17 protein-coding genes are annotated in these 17,451 nt (G+C 72.6%); 13 read left to right on the forward strand and 4 right to left on the reverse strand.

The annotated features are described in order from the left end of the window. Positions 1-302 precede the first annotated feature (302 nt). The 5 genes from QMZ92_RS11530 (at position 303) to QMZ92_RS11555 (ending at position 4,739) form a co-directional block, all read left to right on the forward strand. Positions 303-671, forward strand: a complete 369-nt coding sequence (locus QMZ92_RS11530) for a BlaI/MecI/CopY family transcriptional regulator (RefSeq protein WP_283297173.1) — start codon at positions 303-305, stop codon at positions 669-671. Next, positions 668-1,579: a M56 family metallopeptidase gene (locus QMZ92_RS11535; protein WP_283297174.1), complete on the forward strand. Its 912-nt coding sequence runs from the start codon at positions 668-670 to the stop codon at positions 1,577-1,579. Before QMZ92_RS11530 ends, QMZ92_RS11535 begins: the two co-directional genes overlap by 4 nt. Positions 1,580-2,105: 526 nt before the next feature. After that, positions 2,106-2,522 (forward strand): hypothetical protein, encoded by a 417-nt coding sequence (locus QMZ92_RS11545; protein ID WP_283297323.1) that lies wholly within the window; start codon positions 2,106-2,108, stop codon positions 2,520-2,522. 197 nt (positions 2,523-2,719) lie between these two features. Beyond that, positions 2,720-3,445, forward strand: a complete 726-nt coding sequence (locus QMZ92_RS11550; RefSeq protein WP_283297175.1) for a hypothetical protein — start codon at positions 2,720-2,722, stop codon at positions 3,443-3,445. 91 nt (positions 3,446-3,536) lie between these two features. Then, positions 3,537-4,739: a L,D-transpeptidase gene (locus QMZ92_RS11555; RefSeq protein WP_283297176.1), complete on the forward strand. Its 1,203-nt coding sequence runs from the start codon at positions 3,537-3,539 to the stop codon at positions 4,737-4,739. Positions 4,740-4,847: 108 nt separating this feature from the next. Here the strand turns inward: QMZ92_RS11555 and QMZ92_RS11560 are convergent, their stop codons facing one another. Continuing rightward, positions 4,848-5,237, reverse strand: coding sequence for a hypothetical protein (locus tag QMZ92_RS11560; protein ID WP_283297177.1), 390 nt, complete (start codon positions 5,235-5,237; stop codon positions 4,848-4,850). A 521-nt stretch (positions 5,238-5,758) separates the two neighbouring features. Between QMZ92_RS11560 and QMZ92_RS11565 the strand changes: the two genes are divergently transcribed. Both QMZ92_RS11565 and QMZ92_RS11570 read left to right on the forward strand, forming a co-directional pair. Further along, positions 5,759-6,214: a hypothetical protein gene (locus QMZ92_RS11565; RefSeq protein WP_283297179.1), complete on the forward strand. Its 456-nt coding sequence runs from the start codon at positions 5,759-5,761 to the stop codon at positions 6,212-6,214. Then, on the forward strand, positions 6,211-6,363 hold the full coding sequence (locus tag QMZ92_RS11570) for a hypothetical protein (RefSeq protein WP_283297180.1): 153 nt from the start codon (positions 6,211-6,213) through the stop codon (positions 6,361-6,363). Before QMZ92_RS11565 ends, QMZ92_RS11570 begins: the two co-directional genes overlap by 4 nt. A gap of 48 nt (positions 6,364-6,411) precedes the next feature. On the opposite strand, the gene QMZ92_RS11575 is transcribed toward QMZ92_RS11570, so the two are convergent. Further along, positions 6,412-7,617 (reverse strand): IS110 family RNA-guided transposase, encoded by a 1,206-nt coding sequence (locus tag QMZ92_RS11575; RefSeq protein WP_283297181.1) that lies wholly within the window; start codon positions 7,615-7,617, stop codon positions 6,412-6,414. A 388-nt stretch (positions 7,618-8,005) separates the two neighbouring features. Between QMZ92_RS11575 and QMZ92_RS11580 the strand changes: the two genes are divergently transcribed. The 3 genes from QMZ92_RS11580 (at position 8,006) to QMZ92_RS11590 (ending at position 10,552) form a co-directional block, all read left to right on the forward strand. After that, entirely contained in the window at positions 8,006-8,299 is a 294-nt protein-coding gene (locus QMZ92_RS11580; protein WP_283297182.1) for an SHOCT domain-containing protein, read from the forward strand. Between the two features lie 354 nt (positions 8,300-8,653). Continuing rightward, on the forward strand, positions 8,654-9,547 hold the full coding sequence (locus tag QMZ92_RS11585) for a universal stress protein (protein ID WP_283297183.1): 894 nt from the start codon (positions 8,654-8,656) through the stop codon (positions 9,545-9,547). A gap of 21 nt (positions 9,548-9,568) precedes the next feature. Then, the gene (locus tag QMZ92_RS11590; RefSeq protein WP_283297184.1) at positions 9,569-10,552 is read left to right on the forward strand and encodes an Acg family FMN-binding oxidoreductase; all 984 of its coding nucleotides are present in this window, start codon (positions 9,569-9,571) and stop codon (positions 10,550-10,552) included. Positions 10,553-10,594: 42 nt separating this feature from the next. On the opposite strand, the gene QMZ92_RS11595 is transcribed toward QMZ92_RS11590, so the two are convergent. Continuing rightward, on the reverse strand, positions 10,595-11,539 hold the full coding sequence (locus QMZ92_RS11595; RefSeq protein ID WP_283297186.1) for a universal stress protein: 945 nt from the start codon (positions 11,537-11,539) through the stop codon (positions 10,595-10,597). Positions 11,540-11,796: 257 nt separating this feature from the next. Between QMZ92_RS11595 and QMZ92_RS11600 the strand changes: the two genes are divergently transcribed. The 3 genes from QMZ92_RS11600 to QMZ92_RS11610 all read left to right on the forward strand — a co-directional run bounded on the left by QMZ92_RS11600 (position 11,797) and on the right by QMZ92_RS11610 (position 15,490). Then, on the forward strand, positions 11,797-12,435 hold the full coding sequence (locus QMZ92_RS11600) for an Rv1733c family protein (protein ID WP_283297187.1): 639 nt from the start codon (positions 11,797-11,799) through the stop codon (positions 12,433-12,435). Between the two features lie 142 nt (positions 12,436-12,577). Next, positions 12,578-13,498 (forward strand): universal stress protein, encoded by a 921-nt coding sequence (locus tag QMZ92_RS11605; protein ID WP_283297188.1) that lies wholly within the window; start codon positions 12,578-12,580, stop codon positions 13,496-13,498. A gap of 267 nt (positions 13,499-13,765) precedes the next feature. Next, entirely contained in the window at positions 13,766-15,490 is a 1,725-nt protein-coding gene (locus QMZ92_RS11610; protein ID WP_283297190.1) for a SulP family inorganic anion transporter, read from the forward strand. Between the two features lie 323 nt (positions 15,491-15,813). Here the strand turns inward: QMZ92_RS11610 and QMZ92_RS11615 are convergent, their stop codons facing one another. After that, complete coding sequence (locus QMZ92_RS11615) at positions 15,814-16,992, reverse strand: acyl-CoA dehydrogenase family protein (protein ID WP_283297192.1); 1,179 nt, start codon at positions 16,990-16,992, stop codon at positions 15,814-15,816. Positions 16,993-17,451 lie beyond the last annotated feature (459 nt).

The following is a 17,451-nucleotide window of genomic DNA, read 5'->3' on the forward strand; positions in this document are numbered from 1 at the left end:
ACGCCGACTCGTCATCGACATCAGCACCCCTTTGCACCGCGACCGGCGAAGCGGCGGCGGAATGGCTGTCGGTGCCCTTCTGGCAACGAGGTTACGCAAAGTGGCCGCGGGTGCCCACTGCGCCAGCACCCGGACGGGGTCGCTGTGCCGGCGGACTGGTGCGGCAGCCGTGAGATCGGCGTCCATGCGGCGTGGCAGAACCTCGCCGTATACGAACAGCCGCTCCGCCGGGTACGGACTCCCCCGTGAGCTGCCCGTCTAGTATGACGTCGAACACGGGATCAGCGGAGAGGACACGGCCCATGCGTCGGCTGGGGGAGCTTGAGGCGGAGATCATGGACCGCTTCTGGAGGTGGGACCGCCCCGCGACCGTGCGTGAGGTCGTCGACGACATCAACCTGCACAGGGACGTCGCCTACACCACCGTGACCACGGTCACGACCATCCTCTTCCACAAGGGCCACCTCACAAGGGCCAGGAACGGCCGGATCTGGCTGTACAAGGCCGCGGAGACCCGCGAGGCGTACTCGGCCGCGCTCATGGAGGACGGCCTGGAGGTCAGCGAGGACCGGCCGGCGGCCCTGGTCCAGTTCGTGGAGAACCTCGACGACGACGAGATCGCGGCTCTCCGCAAGGCCCTCCGGACCGTCGGGCGACGGGCGAAGCAGTGAACGCGGCCCCGGCCCTCCTGGGGTACGCGGCCGTCGTCGGCGTCGCCGCCCCGCGCCTGATGGTGCGCAGCGCCTGGCCACACCGGGCGCCGGCCCTCGCAGCAGCCGTATGGCTCGCCCTCATGGTGTCGTTCACGCTCGCGACCGCGCTCGCCGCCTCCCAGCTGGCGGCCCGCACCGAGCATCTGCACGCCGGACTCGTGGGGCTGCTGCACGCATGCGGCCCGGGTACGGGGACCCCGGTGGTGCCCAACCCGACGACCGCCGACCAGCTGGCCCTGGCGATGCCCCTCGCCGTGGTCATCGCCTTCGCCGGCGCCTTCCTCTTCCACCTCACGCGCGCGGGACTCATGCGCGCCCGGCACCGCGACCGGCTCGACATGGTGGGGGTGCGCTGCGACCGCCTGCGCGCCACAGTTCTGCCGCACAGCATCCCTGCGGCGTACTGCCTCCCGGGCCTACGCTCCCGCATCGTCGTGAGCGATGCCGCCGTGCGTCTGCTCACGGAAGAGCAGCTCGACGCGGTCCTGGAGCACGAGCGGGCGCACATCGCCGGCCGCCATCATCTGCTGATCGCGGCCGCTCAGGCGTTCGCCACGGTCTTCCCCGGGATGCCGCTCGCGCGCCGGGCACGGGAGGAGATGGGTGTGCTCCTTGAGATGGTCGCGGACGACCGCGCCTTGCGGAGCCACTCGCACGAGGTCCTGGCGAGCGCGATGTACGAGATGGTCGCCGGCCGGGCGCCGAAGGGCGCGTTCGGCGCGGGCGGGTCGACGGCCCTGCTCCGCATCAAGCGCATCCTGGGTCCGCGCCGAGCCCCTCACCCGGCTCTCTGGGGTTCGGTGGCCTCCGTCGCCCTGGCCGTCCCGCTGCTGCCGCTGCTGGTCGCCTGCCCGCCCGGCGGCTGACCGTACGCCCACAGGCTCCTCACCTGGGCTGCGGAACGCTATGCCCAGTCATTGCACTGCCTTTGCAGATACATTTTCCAAGCAGCCAGGAACAGGAGTCGCCCCGCCCGCGCTGACGAGGGCACCGATGCCCCGGTCGACTCCGACCGTGCCGCCACTGCTCCAGCGCTTCAAGGGCGCCCTCACACCTCGCGAATGGGCGCGAGCGGGCGGCTTGGCCGCAGCGATCCCGGCACTGCACGTCATCGGCCGGGGCACGCTCCGCTGTTCGTCGTCCCGCAGCACTTCAGCCTCGGCAGTCGGGGCGCGCCCGGCGTCGGCCTGGGCGTGACCGCGTACGTCCTCGGCATGCGTCATGCGTCATGCGTCATGCGTTCGATGCGACCGCATCGCGGCGATCGACAACACCACCAGGACGACCGCTCGTGCGACGAGCCGTCGACCGTCTGCTCGATCGTCGCGGAGCCCGGGAAGTCTGAAGCGACCCCGGTCCGGCCGCGTCACCCCGGCTGGATATGATCTCGCCGTGGTCACGGAACCTACGGCGGCGAGGAAGCCCCGCACGCGATCTCTGGTTCCGTCGTGGTCGCGTCTGCTGTGGCTCGGAACGCTGCTCTTCGGGCTCCTGTACGCGCACGGCCTCCACGCCGACAGCAGCGCCGGGCACACGGCACCAGGCGGTGTCGCCACGGCCCCGGTCGGCCACCCCCACGAGCAGCTTCAGGCGGATCCCGACGACCACGACACCGACGGAACGCCGGCGCACGCCGTACCGGACTGTGCGGCAGGACAGCCCTCCGCGGGGTTCGACATCCTTCCGCCCGCCGTGTCCCCGCTTGACGCGGAGCGCGCTCTCGACGGCACGGTCAGCACCATCGGCCCTGCGGTGACGGTTCCTCCCACAGCGGCACCCTGCCCCGCATCGGTCGTTCTGCGCATCTAGCAGGCAGCCGAGGCGACGGGCCACCCCTTGGCACCCGAGCCCTCTCACCCGCCCCATCACCAGGTCACCTCCTCGCGTCCGAAGCGCCGGCAGGCCATGCTTCGGGCCCACTCCCTCGGCTTTCGGCGCCGTCCCTTCTCCCCTCCCCTGGGCGGAAGGTCGACCGCTGCGCGCCCACCGCATCTTGGAAGGCTCCCGTGTCCCTGCTCACCGACCGGCCCGCACCCCACCACACCGCGCCGCAGCCCGTACCTGGAGGACGCGCCGCAGCCCGGCGCGCTCGATCCCGCCGCAAGCGCAGGACGCCCCTGGCCGGCCGTTACCTCGGCTACGTCCTGTACTTCGTCGGCGCGGGTCTGATCAGCGGCGCCGTGGTGCACCACCCCTTGGACCCCGCCCGCTACACCATGGTGGGGATCACCGGCGTCTTCGTGTTCCTGGTCGCCACGCTCGTCAACGAGTTCCTGCTGGTCACGGACCGGCCGCCACTCGCCCGGGCTCTCGTAGTGATCGCCGCCTCGCTCCTGCTCTCGTTCGGCATCGGCATGCTCAGCGGCGGCCTCCAGCACTTCGACGACTTCCCGGCACGCGGAGCCGTCCTCGTTCCGCTCGGGATCGTCGTCTCGTTCATCGCCTTCGTCCTCAAGGACGCGGAGACCTCCTCCCGCCGCGTCCTCAGCCCGCTCGGACTGGTCGTGCTTCTCGTCGCCGGCGGCAGCTACCTCGGTCTGAGCGCGATCGCGGCCGGGATGGCCGGTGAGGCGGCGGAGGGCGGCGGCCACAGCCACGGGGGCGGCGCACCGGAAACCGACGACCACGGGGCCGAGCCCGAACCGTCGGCATCTTCCTCGACCGCCGTACCGAGCACGCCCGAAGAGGCAGCCACGAACGCCGAGCCCACGAACGAGGGCCACGCTCACTGAACCCGCGGTCTGCTTCCCTCAGTCGGACGGGAACCGGACCGCGTCTGCATTCGTCTTCTAAGTCACTTAGAGAATTAGCCGGAAGGTTGCCATGAAGAACACGAGATCCCGCAACCAGCGCCGCACCATACCCATGGTCGCGCTGGCCTCGGCCGCCGCGCTCCTCGTCGCCGGATGCAGCTCCGCAGGGGCAACCGGCTCCAGCACCGAAGGTGCCGGAAAGACGGCGAAGGAGACCGCGAAGAGTGGCGGACCGTCCTCGATAGCCATCGACTCCGGTACGTCGGGGAAGATCGCGGTCAAGGCCGAAGGCGGCGTGCTGACCTCCGTGGACGTGAGCGCGCCGGGGCCCGGCAAGGTCGAAGGGGCACTCTCCGACGACAAGTCCGTCTGGACCTCGACCACTCCCCTGGCCCCCGGCGCCACGTACACGATCTCCGCCCAGGGCACCGGCGTCGACGGCGCGCCTCTGAGCAAGTCCTCGAGCTACACGATGCCGGCGGCCACGAGCACCTTCGTCGGCACGTACAACGTCGACAAGGGGTCCACCGTCGGCGTCGCTCTCCCGGTCTCGATCACCTTCAACAAGCCCATCCACGACAAGGCCGCCGTCGAGCGGAAGCTGAATGTGACCTCGTCGCCGGCGGTCGAGGGTGCCTGGAGCTGGATGAAGGACCGGGACGGCAAGGACCGGATCGACTACCGGCCGAAGGAGTACTGGAAGCCGGGCACCGACGTCACCCTCCGCATGGACCTCGTCGGCGTGGACGCGGGCGGCGGCCTCTACGGCACGCAGCAGCGTGTCGTGAACTTCCGCGTCGGCGACGCCGTCACCAGCACCGTGGACGTCGTGAAGAAGACCATGACGGTCTCCCGGAACGGGAAGGTCCTGCGGACCCTCAAGGTGTCCACCGGCAAGGAGACCTTCGAGACCTGGAACGGCACCATGGTCGTCCTCGGCAAGGTCCCCTCGATCCGGATGGACTCCTCCACCGTCGGCATCTTCGGCCCCGAGGCGTACGACTTGGAGGACGTGAAGTGGGACGTCCAGCTCACTCCGTCGGGCACATACGCGCACGCGGCGCCCTGGAACGAGGGCAAGTTCGGCCGGATCAACGCCAGCCACGGCTGCATCGGCATGAGCACGGCGGACGCGAAGTGGTTCTACGACCAGGTGCGCTTCGGCGACCCGGTCACCGTCGTGAACTCCACGGACACGGTCGCCGTGAACAACGGCTACGGCGCCTGGAACGTCGACTGGGAGACCTGGAAGAAGGGCAGTGCGCTCTCCTGACACCTTCCGACACCAGTCCGACAACCCGGCGGAGCAGGCCAGTTGAGATGGCTTGCCGCGGGCACGACCAGTGGCCTGCTGGCCCACTTCAGCATGTACTGGGACGACTCACTGCACACCGACGAAGACCGGGACGCCTTCTGGAGCGCCCCGCACGCGCTGTTGCACGGGCTCCCTGAGCGCGACCCTCCTCATGTTGGCGTGCTGGGTGCTGAGCCGCGCCCGCCGGCAGGGGGTGCGCGCGGCGGTCGCCGACCCTCTGCTGCGCTGTGGCGCGGCGGCAGGTGCGGCGATCGGGATCGCGGCGCCCCCGGATGCGTTCTGGCACACGGCGTTCGGCCGCGACTCGGTGCTCCGGATTCCGCCGCACCTGCTGGCCATCACGGCGACGTTCACGCTCTCGGCGATCCTTCTGCGGGCGATGGCACGGGAAGGCGGAGGATCCGCGACCGTCCTCGGGTCGGCGCTCGTGCCGGCGGCGTCGCTCGCGCCGGTCATGGGGTACGAGTCGGATGTGCCGCAGTTCTCGGAGGTGTGGTTCCTGCGTCGCCGGCGGGGCCACCCTCGCCGTCCTGCTGATCCGTCGGTTCCACCCACACCCCTGGGCGGCGACTCGGGCCACCCTGCTGGTGACCGCCGTACAACTGCTTGCGGTTGGGGTCCTCGCGCTTCTGGGGTACTCGACGCCGATGAGTGCCGCCGGTCCTGGGTGTTGCCGCGGCGGCGGACCTGACCCGGCGCCGATTCGCCTCGCCCTGGGCGCTCCCGGTCGTCGTGCCGCTCGTGACGCACGCGGTCTCACTGCCCTTACTGCCTTTCCTGCCGCACGCGACGGCAGTGCCTCTCCATCTCGCGATCCAGCGCCGACCAGCCGCCGGAGGTTGACGAAGACCCCTACTGTTCTTCTAAGCAGTTTCGTAGACTACGATCGGTTCCGTCGTCGGCCGGTCCCTCTGAGCGGGCTCCCCCGCAGTGGCGTGCCCTCCCGGCCGGCGGCTCCCTCGTCGAAGGAGTAGTCCATGGGCAGCTGGCCTCTGCGGAGATGGGCCGTCGCCGTGGCGGTGGCCCTGCTCGCGGCGATCGTGATCGGTGTGCCCACGGGTGTCGTGCCGTCGCCGTTCTACACCCGGATGACGCCGGTCCTCTGGTGGAACTACCCGGTGTGGATCGCCAGCTCGGTCCTCGAGGGACTGCTCGTCGCGACCTACGTCCGCGTGGGCCCCCGCCCCGCCGTCGAGGCGGCTCCGCAAGAGCGGCCGGTGACCGCGCGCGCCCTGGGCGCCGGCCTGCTCTCGGCCTTCGCCGTCGGCTGCCCCATCTGCAACAAGCTCGTCGTGCTGGCCATCGGCGTGAGCGGCGCCCTGTCCTTCTGGGCCCCGCTCCAGCCCGTTCTGGCACTCTCCTCCGTGGGCCTGCTCCTGTACGCGCTGGCCCGCCGGCTCCGTACCGCCGAGAAGTGCCCCGTACCCGCGTGACGCTCGACCGTCGGCGCATCGCACAGCTGGTACCGCTCCCGCTCAAGCAGGCGTGGCGCACGGCCGGGCTCGCGGGGGTCGTGCTCTACGTCTCGCTCCCGCCGATCGACTGTGGTTTCTCGCGCCACTGGGAGCGGCGCTCCTTCTGATCGCGGTCCGGGGGGGTGCCTCTATGTCCTTCGTCAAGCCCGAGGTGGTCATGCGGCGGCTGCCTCGGGGACGCGTGACTCGTAGAAGGTGCCGTCGCGGAGCATGGCGAACAGGACGCTGATGCGGTGGCGAGCGAGTCGGAGGAGGGCCTGGGTATGGGTCTTCCCGCGGGCCCGGCAACGGTCGTAGTAGGTGCGGGAGGCGGGGTCGTGCAGGGCGGCGAACGCGGAGAGGAACATTGCGCGTTTGAGCTGCCGGTTCCCGCTCCTGGGTGCGTGCTCGCCGTGGATCGAGGTCCCGGACGACTTGGTTGCCGGGGCGAGGCCGGCGTAGGAGGCCAGGTGGGCGGCGCTCGGGAACGAGCTGCCGTCGCCGACGGTGACCAGGAGGACTGCGGCGGTCCTGACGCCGACGCCGGGCAGCGACGTCAGGACCTGGGAAAGAGGGTGAGCCTCCAGCAGTTCGTTGATCTGGGCTTCCAGGGCCCGGCGTTGTTCGTGGACGGCCGCGAGCGAGCGGGCCAGGGACGGGATGACCACGTCGAGGGTGCCGGTGCCCGGGACGACGACGGTCTGTTCGTCGAGCGCATCGAAGACGTCGTCGATGAGCCGNGCCATGCGCGGGGCCTTCGGGCGGATCAGCTCGATGAGTCTGCGGCGGCCGGCTTTCCGCAGGGCGGCGGGGGATCCGTAGCGCTCCAGCAGCCAGGTGACGGCCTGGTGGTCCAAACGCGGCCCGAGGACGCGCTCCAGGCTGGGGTGGAACTGGGTGAGAAGGCCCCGAATCCGGTTGGAGGTGCGGGTGGCCTCGGCGGCGAGGTCCTGGTCGAAGCCCACGAGCACGGTGAGCTCGGCGGTGATCTCGTCGGTCAGCTCCAGCGAGCGCAGGGTGTGGGGCATGGTGCGGGCGGCGTCCGCGATCACCGCCGCGTCCTTCGCGTCGGTCTTGGCCTCGCCGGGGTAGAGGTCGGCGATCCGCCGCATGGCCAGTCCGGGCAGGTAGGCGACCTGACAGCCCGCGTCCCGGGCGACGGTCAGCGGCAGGGCCCCGATGGATGCGGGCTGGTCCACGACCACGAGGACAGTGCCGAACTTGTCGCGCAGCTTGTCGAAGACGGCCCGCAGTCTCGGCTCGCTGTTGGGCAGGGGCTTGTCGAAGACCTTCTTGCCGGCGGTCGTCAGACCGTGGCCGTGATGAGCGGTCTTGCCGACGTCCAAGCCCAGGAAGACTCCTATGCCGCTGGTGTCGATCATCGTGCCCCCACTTGCTCGATACCCGTGCTGGCCTGGGCGTCGGGGCCGTTCTCGCGCATCCACGTTATGCAGACCTGCCGCCCGCAAGCGGCCGGGCGTTGCGCCCGGCCGGGCGGTGGTCGGACCTCTCATCAGCGTCTCCGACGGCACCCCTCGGACCCGGTGACACCACCCCCCAGGTCATCCGTTCGACAGGGGGCAACAGTCATGCCGGGCCCGGAGGCCAGCGGCCCTCTTGCAGGACCGCGAAAAACATAACGGGGAGAGTCCGCTCACTGGGGACGGCCGGCGTGCCCGGCGGGGCCGTTCGGCCCTCGCCTTCGTCCTGGCACGGGACGGATCGTGGAGGGGTACGAGGGATCCACGACATCGCGAGGAGGAACCGGTCATGTACTGGTATGGCCACGGCCCGGGAGGCTGGTTCATCGCACTCATGGTTATCGGAATGGCGGCCTTCCTCATCCTGCTGCTGCTCGGGGTCTTCTTCCTGGCACGCCGGACCGGCGAGGGTGGTACACCATCCGGAGGAACCGAGCGGCGCTGGGCGGGCCGGGCGGATTCGCCGAGGCGGGCGGAGGAGATCCTCGCGGAGCGATACGCCCACGGTGACATCGACGACGAGGAGTACCGGAGGCGCTCGGAAACCCTCCGGGGCCTTGACCGCCCCACTCAACAGGGCTGACCGCGGCACGCGGTCCGCGCTGCACGACCGGGACGGCCGCCGACCGTGCGTCCGCCCGGGGGGCGGGCGGACGCACGGCGGGCCGTTCAGCCGCGACGGACGGAGGCACGGGTCCGTCCCGACGGACGGAGCGGTCCGGCCTCCGCGGACCGACGGACCGGGTCGTTCGGCCCTCGCGCCCGGGCTCGACGGCCCTGGCCGCCCGGCCGGCGTCCCGGTCAGGCTGGAAGCGCGGCCGACCGGCCGACCCCCGAAGGAGGCATACGGACATGACTCGCCCTGTGACCGTCGGAGTGGACGGCTACCCCGAGAGCCGCGCCGCCGCGGACTGGGCCGCGAAGGAGGCATACGGACATGACTCGCCCTGTGACCGTCGGAGTGGACGGCTACCCCGAGAGCCGCGCCGCCGCGGACTGGGCCGCGAAGGAGGCCCTGCTGCGCGAGGCCCCCCTGCGCGTGGTGCACGCGGACGAGTGGCCGCGCGTTCCGGCCGTGCCTCCGGTCGACCGGGAGGAGCACCGGCGCTGGGCCGACACCGTGCTCGACGAGGCCTCCGGCGAACTGCGCCGGAGGTATCCCGAGCTGGCGGTGTCAGCGCGGCGCCTGACCGGACGGGCGGCCGCGGTGCTGGCGGTGGAGGCCGCCGATTCCCAGATGCTGGTTCTCGGGTCGCGCGGGCGCGGCGCCGTCGAGGGGTTCCTCGTCGGCTCGGTCGGCACGGCGGCCATCGGGCTCACCGACACGCCGGTCGTGCTGGTACGCCCAGCTGCCAAGTCCCCTTCCGGGGCTCCGGAGTCGCGTCCGCCGGGGGGCGTCGCGGTGGGCCGGGACGTGGTGGTGGGGGTCGACATCCACGAGACCACCGACGCGGTGCTCGCCTTCGCCTTCGAAGAGGCGGCACGGAGGGGCTGCGGCGTCCGCGCCGTGCACGGCTGGTCGTTGCCGTTCGCGTTCAGCTACGCGCCCGGACTCGATCCCGGTGTCCGGCAGGAGGTGGCCGACGGCATCGCCGGCGCCGTCGCCGAGCGGCTGCGGCCGTGGCGGGGGCTGTACCCCTCGGTCAAGGCCGAGGAGCGGGTCCTCGTCGGAGCCCCCGCCGAGCAGGTGCTGTACGAAGCCGCCGACGCGGAGCTCGTGGTCGTCGGCCGGCGCATCCGGAGGGCCCCGGTCGGCGGGCACCTCGGCCACGTCGCCCACGCCGTGCTGCACCACGCCACCGCCCCGGTGGCCGTCATCGCCCACGACTGACCGCCCGCCCTGGAGAGTCCCATGACCGCAGAACCCCTCGCGACGGCCCTCGTCACCTCCCTCGTCCGGGACGCGACGGCGGCCCCGTCCATGCACAACGCCCAGCCGTGGAGGTTCCGGTACGACGCCGGGCGCGGCACGATCCGGCTCTACGGGGACCCGGAACGGGCCATGCCGACATCCGACCCGCAGGGGCGCGCCCTCCACCTCGGGTGCGGCGCCGCGCTGTTCAACCTGAGGGTGGCGGCCGCGCACGCGGGAAGGGCTCCGGACGCGGTGCTGCTCCCCGACGCCGACGAACCGTGGCTCCTGGCGGAGGTCCGGCTGGACCGTCCGGTGCGCCGGGACGACGACCTCGCCGCGCTCCACCCGGCGATTCACCGGCGGCACACCAGTCGCTTCCCGTTCACCGACGAGGACGTCCCCAGCGGCGTTCTGGACGGACTGCGCGCCGCGGCACGGCTGGAGGGCGCGCGGCTGCACATGCCCGGCGCCTGGCACGTGGAGGAGATCCTGCACCTGGTGCACGACGCCGAGAGCCGCGAGTCGCTCGACCCGGAGGCACGCGAGGAACTGCTGCGCTGGACCGGCACTCCGGGCGGCGCGTCGGCCGGGGAGGGCATCCCCGCGCACGCCTTCGGCCCCCGGCAGCACGATGTCACCGCCCCGGTACGGGACTTCGCAGCCGGACGGACCCTGGCCGGCCGCGGCAGCGCCACGTTCGAGAAGCGGCCCCGGCTCGCCCTGCTGGGCACGCCCCACGACGGGCCCCTCGACTGGCTCAGGGCCGGACAGGCACTGGAACGCGTACTGCTCCAGGCCACCTTGGACGGTCTGGTCACCTCGCTGACCTCCCAGGCGCTGGAGTGGCGCGAACTGCGCTGGGCGCTGCGCGATCCCGTCTCCTCCATGGGGCATGTGCAGATGGTGATCCGGCTCGGGTACGGCCCCGAAGGCCCGGCGACCCCCCGCCGCGCTGTCGAGGACGTGCTGGAGACGGCGTAGGCGAGGTCGCGCCGAGTCGTGCGTCAGGCGCCGGGCCGTGCGTCAGGCATGGGCGACGACGGCCACCGGAGCGCCGCAGTGGTGGATCATCGCATGGGTCACCGGCCCGACACGGGCCCCGACGCGCCCCGTGCGGATCCGTCGCCCCACGACCACCAGAGCGGCGCCGTCGGCTGCGTGAAGCAACTGCTCGGAGACCCCGCCCACCGGCGTGAGTTCGACGACGTCGACCGACGGGTACTTCTGCCGCCAGGGGGCGAGAACGTTCCTGAGTTGCCGGACGACGTCCGGCCGCATCTCCTGCAGGGCCATGTCGAGGGCCAACGCGTCCCGCCCGAACGGCGGGAGGAACCAGGAGTGCACCGCCCGGAGACGTCCACCGCGCAGGGCCGCCTCGCCGAAGGCGAAGTCCAGCACCGGTCCGCACGCGTCGTGGACGTCCACACCGACGACCACAGAGCCGGAAGCACCGGCCGCCGGCCCGGACCGGGCCGGGCGCGGCCCGCCCTTCGCGTTCGGCTCCGCGAAGGGCGGGCTTTCCGCGTACGCCCGCTCCTCCGCGTACGCCTGCGTGCGAGGCTCGCGCCCCGGCCGTACGAGGACGACCGGCCGGTCCGTCCCGGCGATCGTCGCCATCGCGACGGACCCGAGGAGAAAGCCCCTGACGCTCCCCAGACCGCGGGAACCGAGCACCACGAGCTCGGACGTGGCCGCTTCGCGGGCCAGCACGGCCGGGGGCCTCCCGGACAGCAGTTGCGTGCGGACCTCCAGTCCCGGGTGCCTGCCCTGCAGGGCTCGCGCGGTGCCGGCCAGCACGTCGTCGACGGCGTCCCCCTCGTCCGGGCCGCGCCGTGGTGGATCCGGCGGGTCCGCCACCAGCAGCAGGCGCAGGGAGACCTTGCGCAGCAGGGCTTCCCGGGCCGCCCACTCCGCCGCGGCGGCACTCTCGGCCGATCCGTCCAGACCGGCGGTCACATGCTGCAGCATCGGCGACCTCCTCGGGGCGGCGTGACGACGGGGAAGGCGTGACGACGGAAGGACGCGACCGCGATGCCCGCACGGACTCAGCCTTCCCCTCCGGAAGCGGCGACGGCAGAGTCCGAACGGCCCCCGGTAGGGCCGACCGGCCCGGGGAGGGGGACGGTCGCCCCTACGCGGCGCCCGGGCGGAGGCCGGAGAGTGGGATCAGCGCGACCATCACGCCGGATTCGCGAGCCACGGGCGGTTCAGCAGGGAGGCCCGTCATGGCGCATGATCTCTCCGAGCCCCGGCGGCAAGGAACGCCGAGGCACGGCCTGTGGCGGCATCTGCTCCGTGCCACCGGCCGGGACACGGGCCCCCTCGTCCGCCCCGCCGACCGCGCGCACAGCCGTCTGGTGACGGGATGCGCACTCGCCGTGGTGGCGGCGTTCGTACTCGCCGCCGTGGCCGCGTGGGGGACCTGGAACGCCGAGCACCGGCGTGCTCTGGACGACCGGCAGCAGCGACAGCAGATCACGGCGACCACCGTGACGCGCGCGGCGGCGAGGACGAGCCCGAGCGGCTCCGGACTCACCGACAGGGCGCTCGCCGAAGCCACCTGGAACGGACCGGGGAAGGTTCGGCACAAGAGCGTCGTGGAGGTGCCGCTCGGCACCCCGGCCGGAAGCCCCGTCCGGATCTGGGTCGACGACGACGGCGGGGTCACCGCGCGGCCCCGTACGAACGCGGATGTGGTCATGGCTACGGCGCTGGCCGGCGTGTCGGTGTTCACCGCCCTCTCGGCCGCTTCCCTGGGCGTCTTCACCATCCGCGCCCGCCGGCTCGAGCGGCGGACACTGGAGGCATGGGAATCGGAGTGGACCGTCGTCGAACCGCGGTGGTCCGGCCGCCCGGGGATCTGACCCGGGGCTGGGCCGCGAAGGACGCGGACGGAACCGGCCGGTGGAGGCGGGGACCGCGAAGGGCCGGGACCGCGCGGAACCGGGGCCGCGCGAGGAGGTCCGGAGCCCGCAGGGGCGCGGCCCCGGACGTCGAGGGGGAGCCATGGACGCCCGAGCCGGCAACGACGGGGCGGGCAACGACGGGGCCGGGAACCACGAGGCCGGAAGCGATGCCACCGGAAGCCGCGAGGTGGTCGTCGGTCTGGACCCGCGGGACGGGTCGCGCGCGGCGATCTCCTGGGCGGCGGAGGAAGCCGCACTCAGGGGCCTGCCGCTGCGACTGGTGGTGGCCGTGCCCTGGCTGGCGGACACCCGGCACGTCGACGCCGAACCGCAGCGCGTGTCCTTGCGCGCGCAGGCCGGGCGGATACTCGAGTCCGCCGCGGCGTGGGCCGCGGACGAGTACGCGCTCCCGGAGCTGGTCCTGGAGGTGTACGACGGAAGTCCCGTCGCCGCGCTGACCGCCGGATCCCGTCACGCGCAGGCGGTCGTGGTCGGCTCCCGCGACCTCAACCGCCTGGAAGAAGTGCTGAGTGCCGGTTCGGTCGTCGTGCCCCTCACCGCCCGGGCCCGATGTCCGGTCGTCGTGGTACGCGAACCGCCGGCCGGGCGGTCCCGGCGACCGCGCCTGGTCGTCGGAGTCGACGCCCGCTCCCCGTCCGCCGCCGCCCTCGGGTTCGCCTTCGGTGAGGCGGCCGTCCGCGGCGTCGCACTCGACGCGGTCTCCGTGAGCGAGCCGCCCGTGCTGCCGTTCACGCGCCGGAAGCGGGCGGGCGAGAGGCAGCGCGGGACGCTCGCCGGGACCGTGGCCGACTGGTCGGGGAGGTATCCGGGCGTGGCGGTCGCCGAGGAGGTACTGAGCGGTGACCCGGTGGAGGAACTGGTGAGGGCTTCCACGTCGGTGGTCGCCGTCGTCGTGGGCCGGTCGCCCCGCCGTGCCGGCGCCGGGCTCAGAACCGGACGGGTGGTGCACGGGCTTCTGCACCGTGCGGACTGCCCGGTGATCGTCGTTCCCCCGCAGTAGGCTGGCCCGGCTCGGTACGGTGCCCCGTCCCACCCTCCCCGGGCCGTCGGCGCGGGGGCGGCCGCAGACGCCGGTGCGGCATCGTGCGCGGAACGTGTCCGGAGAAGGAGGCCGCCATGGATCAGGACCACGGTCGGCGGCGCCGGCGAACGGATCCCCCGGCCGGACACGAGGCCCGCCGGTCCGACGGGAACCGTCGGCCGGTGCCCCTTCCCGGCCGCCGGGACGCGCTCGTCCTCGCTCGCCGCTCCTGCGCCGCGTCGGCCCGTGGCTGACCGGATCGCCGCACCGGGCGGCGGCCTCCACCGCGCGGTTCCCGGCCTCGCGGTGCTCGGTGCGTACCGGCGGGACTGGCTGCGCGGTGACCTGCTCGGCGGGATCACCGTCGCCGCCTACCTCGTGCCCCAGGTCATGGCGTACGCGAGCGTCGCGGGCCTGCCGCCGGTCGTGGGGCTGTGGGCGATGCTTCCGAGCCTCGCCCTGTACGCACTGCTCGGCTCGTCCCGGTTGCTGTCGGTCGGTCCCGAGTCGACGACCGCGCTGATGACGGCGGCGGTCGTCGCGCCGCTCGCCGGGGGCGACCCCGTGCGATACGCCGTCCTGGCCTCCGCTCTGGGCGTCGCCGTCGGACTGATGTGCCTCGTGGCGTGGGCGGCCCGGCTGGGGTTCGTCGCGGATCTGCTGTCACGGCCCGTCCTGGTCGGCTATCTCACCGGCGTGGCACTGATCATGATGGTCGGTCAGCTGACCGAGCTGACGGGTGTGCCGACGGAAGGGCCGGGCTTCTTCCCGCAGCTGGGGTCCTTCCTGACACACCTGTCCGAGGCACATCCGGGGACGGTCGCCCTCAGTGCCGTGACCCTGCTTCTGCTCTTCTCGGCGCTGCGGCTGCCCCGCGCCTTTCCCGGTCCGCTGCTGGTGGTGGCGATCGGGACGGCCGCCGTGGCGGTGTTCGGGCTGCAGGCCCGCGGGATCGCGGTGGTCGGGGACATCCCCGCCGGTCTGCCGGGGTTCGCCCTGCCGGATCTCGGCGAGGTCCCCAGACTGCTGCTGCCGGCCGTCGGGGTGCTGCTCGTCGGCTACACCGACTTCATCCTCACGGCACGCGCTTTCGTCACGGACGACGACGGACCGCGCCTGGACCCCAACCAGGAGCTGTTGGCCCTGGGCGCGGCGAACCTCGGCGCAGCCGTGCTGCGGGGGTTCCCGGTGAGCAGCAGCGCGAGCCGGACCGCTCTCGCCCGGTCCACGGGAGCACGCACCCAGGTGTACGGGCTCGTCGCCGGTGCCGCCGTGGTGGCCGTGCTGCTGTTCCTCAGTCCGCTGCTCCGCAGCACACCGACGGCCGTGCTGGGAGCGCTGGTCGTCTACGCGGCGGTCCGGATGATCGACCTGGCCGGGTACCGGCGTCTGGCGTCCTTCCGCCGCCGGGAGCTGCTGCTCGCCCTCGGCTGCCTCGTCGGGGTGCTCCTCCTGGGCATCCTGTACGGCGTGCTGCTGGCCGTGGCCCTGTCGGTGGCCGAGCTGCTGAGCCGGGTCGCGCGCCCGCACGACGCCGTCCAGGGCCTGGTGCCCGGGTTGGCGGGCATGCACGACGTGGACGACTACCCCGAGGCGCGGGTCGTCCCCGGACTGCTGGTGTACCGCTACGACTCACCGCTGTTCTTCGCCAACGCGGAGGACTTCCGCCGCCGGGCCCTGGCCGCCGTGGACGAACAGGACTGCCCTGTGCGGTGGTTCGTGCTCAACACCGAGGCGAACGTGGCGGTCGACATCACCGCCCTCGACTCCGTCGACGCCGTGCGCAAGGAACTGACCGGCCGCGGCATCGTCTTCGCCCTCGCTCGTGTCAAGCAGGACCTGCGTGCGGAACTGGACGCCTACGGACTGACCGCGTCGGTCGGCGAGGACCGGATCTTCCCCACGCTGCCGACGGCGATGGAGGCGTACCGGTCCTGGGTGCGTGACCAGGGGGAGGGCCCCGAGCAGTAGGCGCAGGCTCCGAGCAGCGGGCGGAGCGCCGCACGCGGGGAGCGCGGTCACGGCCGACCGCTCACCGAGCGGTCTGAATCCTCCGCAGGTCACCGACCCCGCCGAAGGGACCGCCGATCATGTTCCGAGTGTCGGCCGTGAGCCCCTCCTCGCACGCCCGGCCGTCGTCGCCGGCACACCCGCTCCCCGCCGGCTCGCCGTGTTCGCCGGTTTCGCCTCCCTCTTCCGGCACCGGCACCCGGCCCGGGGACCGGGAGTGGGCGATCGACCGCGGCGGCCAGGGAGACACCTCGGAAGACGCGGTGCCAAAGCGGGCCATGCGGTCAGCGCCTGACTCGCGGCATCCCGAGTCCGATCCAGGAGATGATCTCGCGCTGGATCTCGTTGTTGCCACCGCCGAAAGTGAAGATCACGGCGGACCGGTAGCCGCGCTCCAGCTCACCGTGGAGGACGGCCCCGGCAGAGCCCTCCTTGAGCGGGCCGGCCGCCCCGACGACCTCCATCAGCCAGGCATAGGCGTCGCGGCGGGCCTCCGACCCGTACACCTTCACGGCCGAGGCGTCCTGCGGGGTGAGCGTGCCGTCCTGGACGGCGCCGACCATCTGCCAGTTGAGCAGCTTCATCGCATCGAGCCGGACGTACGTGCGGGCGAGGCGACCCCGCACCCAGCCGAGGTCGATGACACGCCTCCCGTCGGCGAGCTTGGTCGCAGCCGCCCAGCGCTGGACGTCGTGGAGGGCACGGATGGCCATGGTGCCGTGGGCGGCCAGGGTGACGCGCTCGTGATTGAGCTGATTGGTGATCAGCCGCCACCCCTTGTTCTCCTCGCCCACCCGGCGGGAGACGGGCACGCGGACGTCCTCGTAGTAGCTGGCGGTGGTGTCGTGCGAGGCGAGCGTATTGATGAGCGTGCAGGAGTAGCCCGGGTCGGACGTCGGCACGAGCAGCATGGTGATTCCCTTGTGCGGCGGGGCGTCCGGGTCGGTCCGGACGGCGAGCCACACCCAGTCCGCCGTGTCGCCGTTCGTGGTCCAGATCTTCTGGCCGTTGACGACGTAGGTGTCGCCCTCGCGAACGGCACGGGTCGTGAGCGAGGCGAGATCGGTGCCCGCGCCCGGCTCGCTGTAGCCGATGGCGAAGTCGATCTCGCCGGAGAGGATCCGTGGCAGGAAGTACGCCTTCTGCTCGTCGGTGCCGTACTGCATGATCGTCGGGCCGACCGTGTTGAGCGCCATGAGCGGCAGCGGTACGCCCGCCTGCGCCGCCTCGTCGAAGAAGATGAACTGTTCCATCGGCGTCAGCCCGCGCCCGCCGTACTCCTCCGGCCAGCCGACGCCGAGCCAGCCGTCGGTGCCGAGGCGGCGGATCGTCTCCCGGTAGAAGCGCTTCTGCGCGGTGGGGTCCCCGTAGCGGGCGTAGGCGTTGCCGGGGACGAGCCCGTCGAAGTAGGCACGCAGCTCGGCGCGCAACTGCTGCTGTCCCGGCGTGTATTCCAGGTGCACGGGTCCCTCCAGGCGTCTCGTGCCGGCGTGCGTCCCTGCGGCGGCACAGAGTAGAACGCGTTCCAGGAATCCGGAAGAGACGTGCGCGGGCGGGAAGCGCCGGGGCTCGCCCCCCGGGGACCCGGCGGCCCGATCCGGTCACCCCGCCGTCCACCGTCCCACCGCCGCCGTCGGGCACCGCGACGCCACCGCCGCGGTGCCGGGTCCGACGCCCGCCGACGGACGGAGGCACGATCCGTCGCGACGGACGGCCCGGGTGCCGCTCCCGGCTCGGCGGGGCCTGCCGTAACCCGGCGCACGGAGGACCGTCCTGCCCGGCACCGGCGGCGGCCGGGGTATCGGCCACGGGCCGCGTCGTTCGCGCGCCCGCGGCGAGGACGCCTCTCGGCCGCGGCCTCCCCGCGGCGCGCCGCGAACGTCGTCACGGACGGTGACGACACGAGGCGCGCGGCGACGGAT

The sequence above is a fragment of the Streptomyces sp. HNM0645 genome, assembly GCF_030056615.1.
GTDB lineage: Bacteria > Actinomycetota > Actinomycetes > Streptomycetales > Streptomycetaceae > Streptomyces > Streptomyces marianii.

Bases quoted from the DNA above. Each gene is read 5' to 3' on its own strand.
- QMZ92_RS11530 (WP_283297173.1), top strand. From the start codon at position 303: ATGCGTCGGCTGGGGGAGCTTGAGGCGGAGATCATGGACCGCTTCTGG.
- QMZ92_RS11555 (WP_283297176.1), top strand. From the start codon at position 3,537: ATGAAGAACACGAGATCCCGCAACCAGCGCCGCACCATACCCATGGTC.
- QMZ92_RS11560 (WP_283297177.1), bottom strand. From the start codon at position 5,237: ATGACCGGCGCGAGCGACGCCGCCGGCACGAGCGCCGACCCGAGGACG.
- QMZ92_RS11565 (WP_283297179.1), top strand. From the start codon at position 5,759: ATGGGCAGCTGGCCTCTGCGGAGATGGGCCGTCGCCGTGGCGGTGGCC.
- QMZ92_RS11580 (WP_283297182.1), top strand. From the start codon at position 8,006: ATGTACTGGTATGGCCACGGCCCGGGAGGCTGGTTCATCGCACTCATG.
- QMZ92_RS11585 (WP_283297183.1), top strand. From the start codon at position 8,654: ATGACTCGCCCTGTGACCGTCGGAGTGGACGGCTACCCCGAGAGCCGC.
- QMZ92_RS11590 (WP_283297184.1), top strand. From the start codon at position 9,569: ATGACCGCAGAACCCCTCGCGACGGCCCTCGTCACCTCCCTCGTCCGG.
- QMZ92_RS11595 (WP_283297186.1), bottom strand. From the start codon at position 11,539: ATGCTGCAGCATGTGACCGCCGGTCTGGACGGATCGGCCGAGAGTGCC.
- QMZ92_RS11600 (WP_283297187.1), top strand. From the start codon at position 11,797: ATGGCGCATGATCTCTCCGAGCCCCGGCGGCAAGGAACGCCGAGGCAC.
- QMZ92_RS11605 (WP_283297188.1), top strand. From the start codon at position 12,578: ATGGACGCCCGAGCCGGCAACGACGGGGCGGGCAACGACGGGGCCGGG.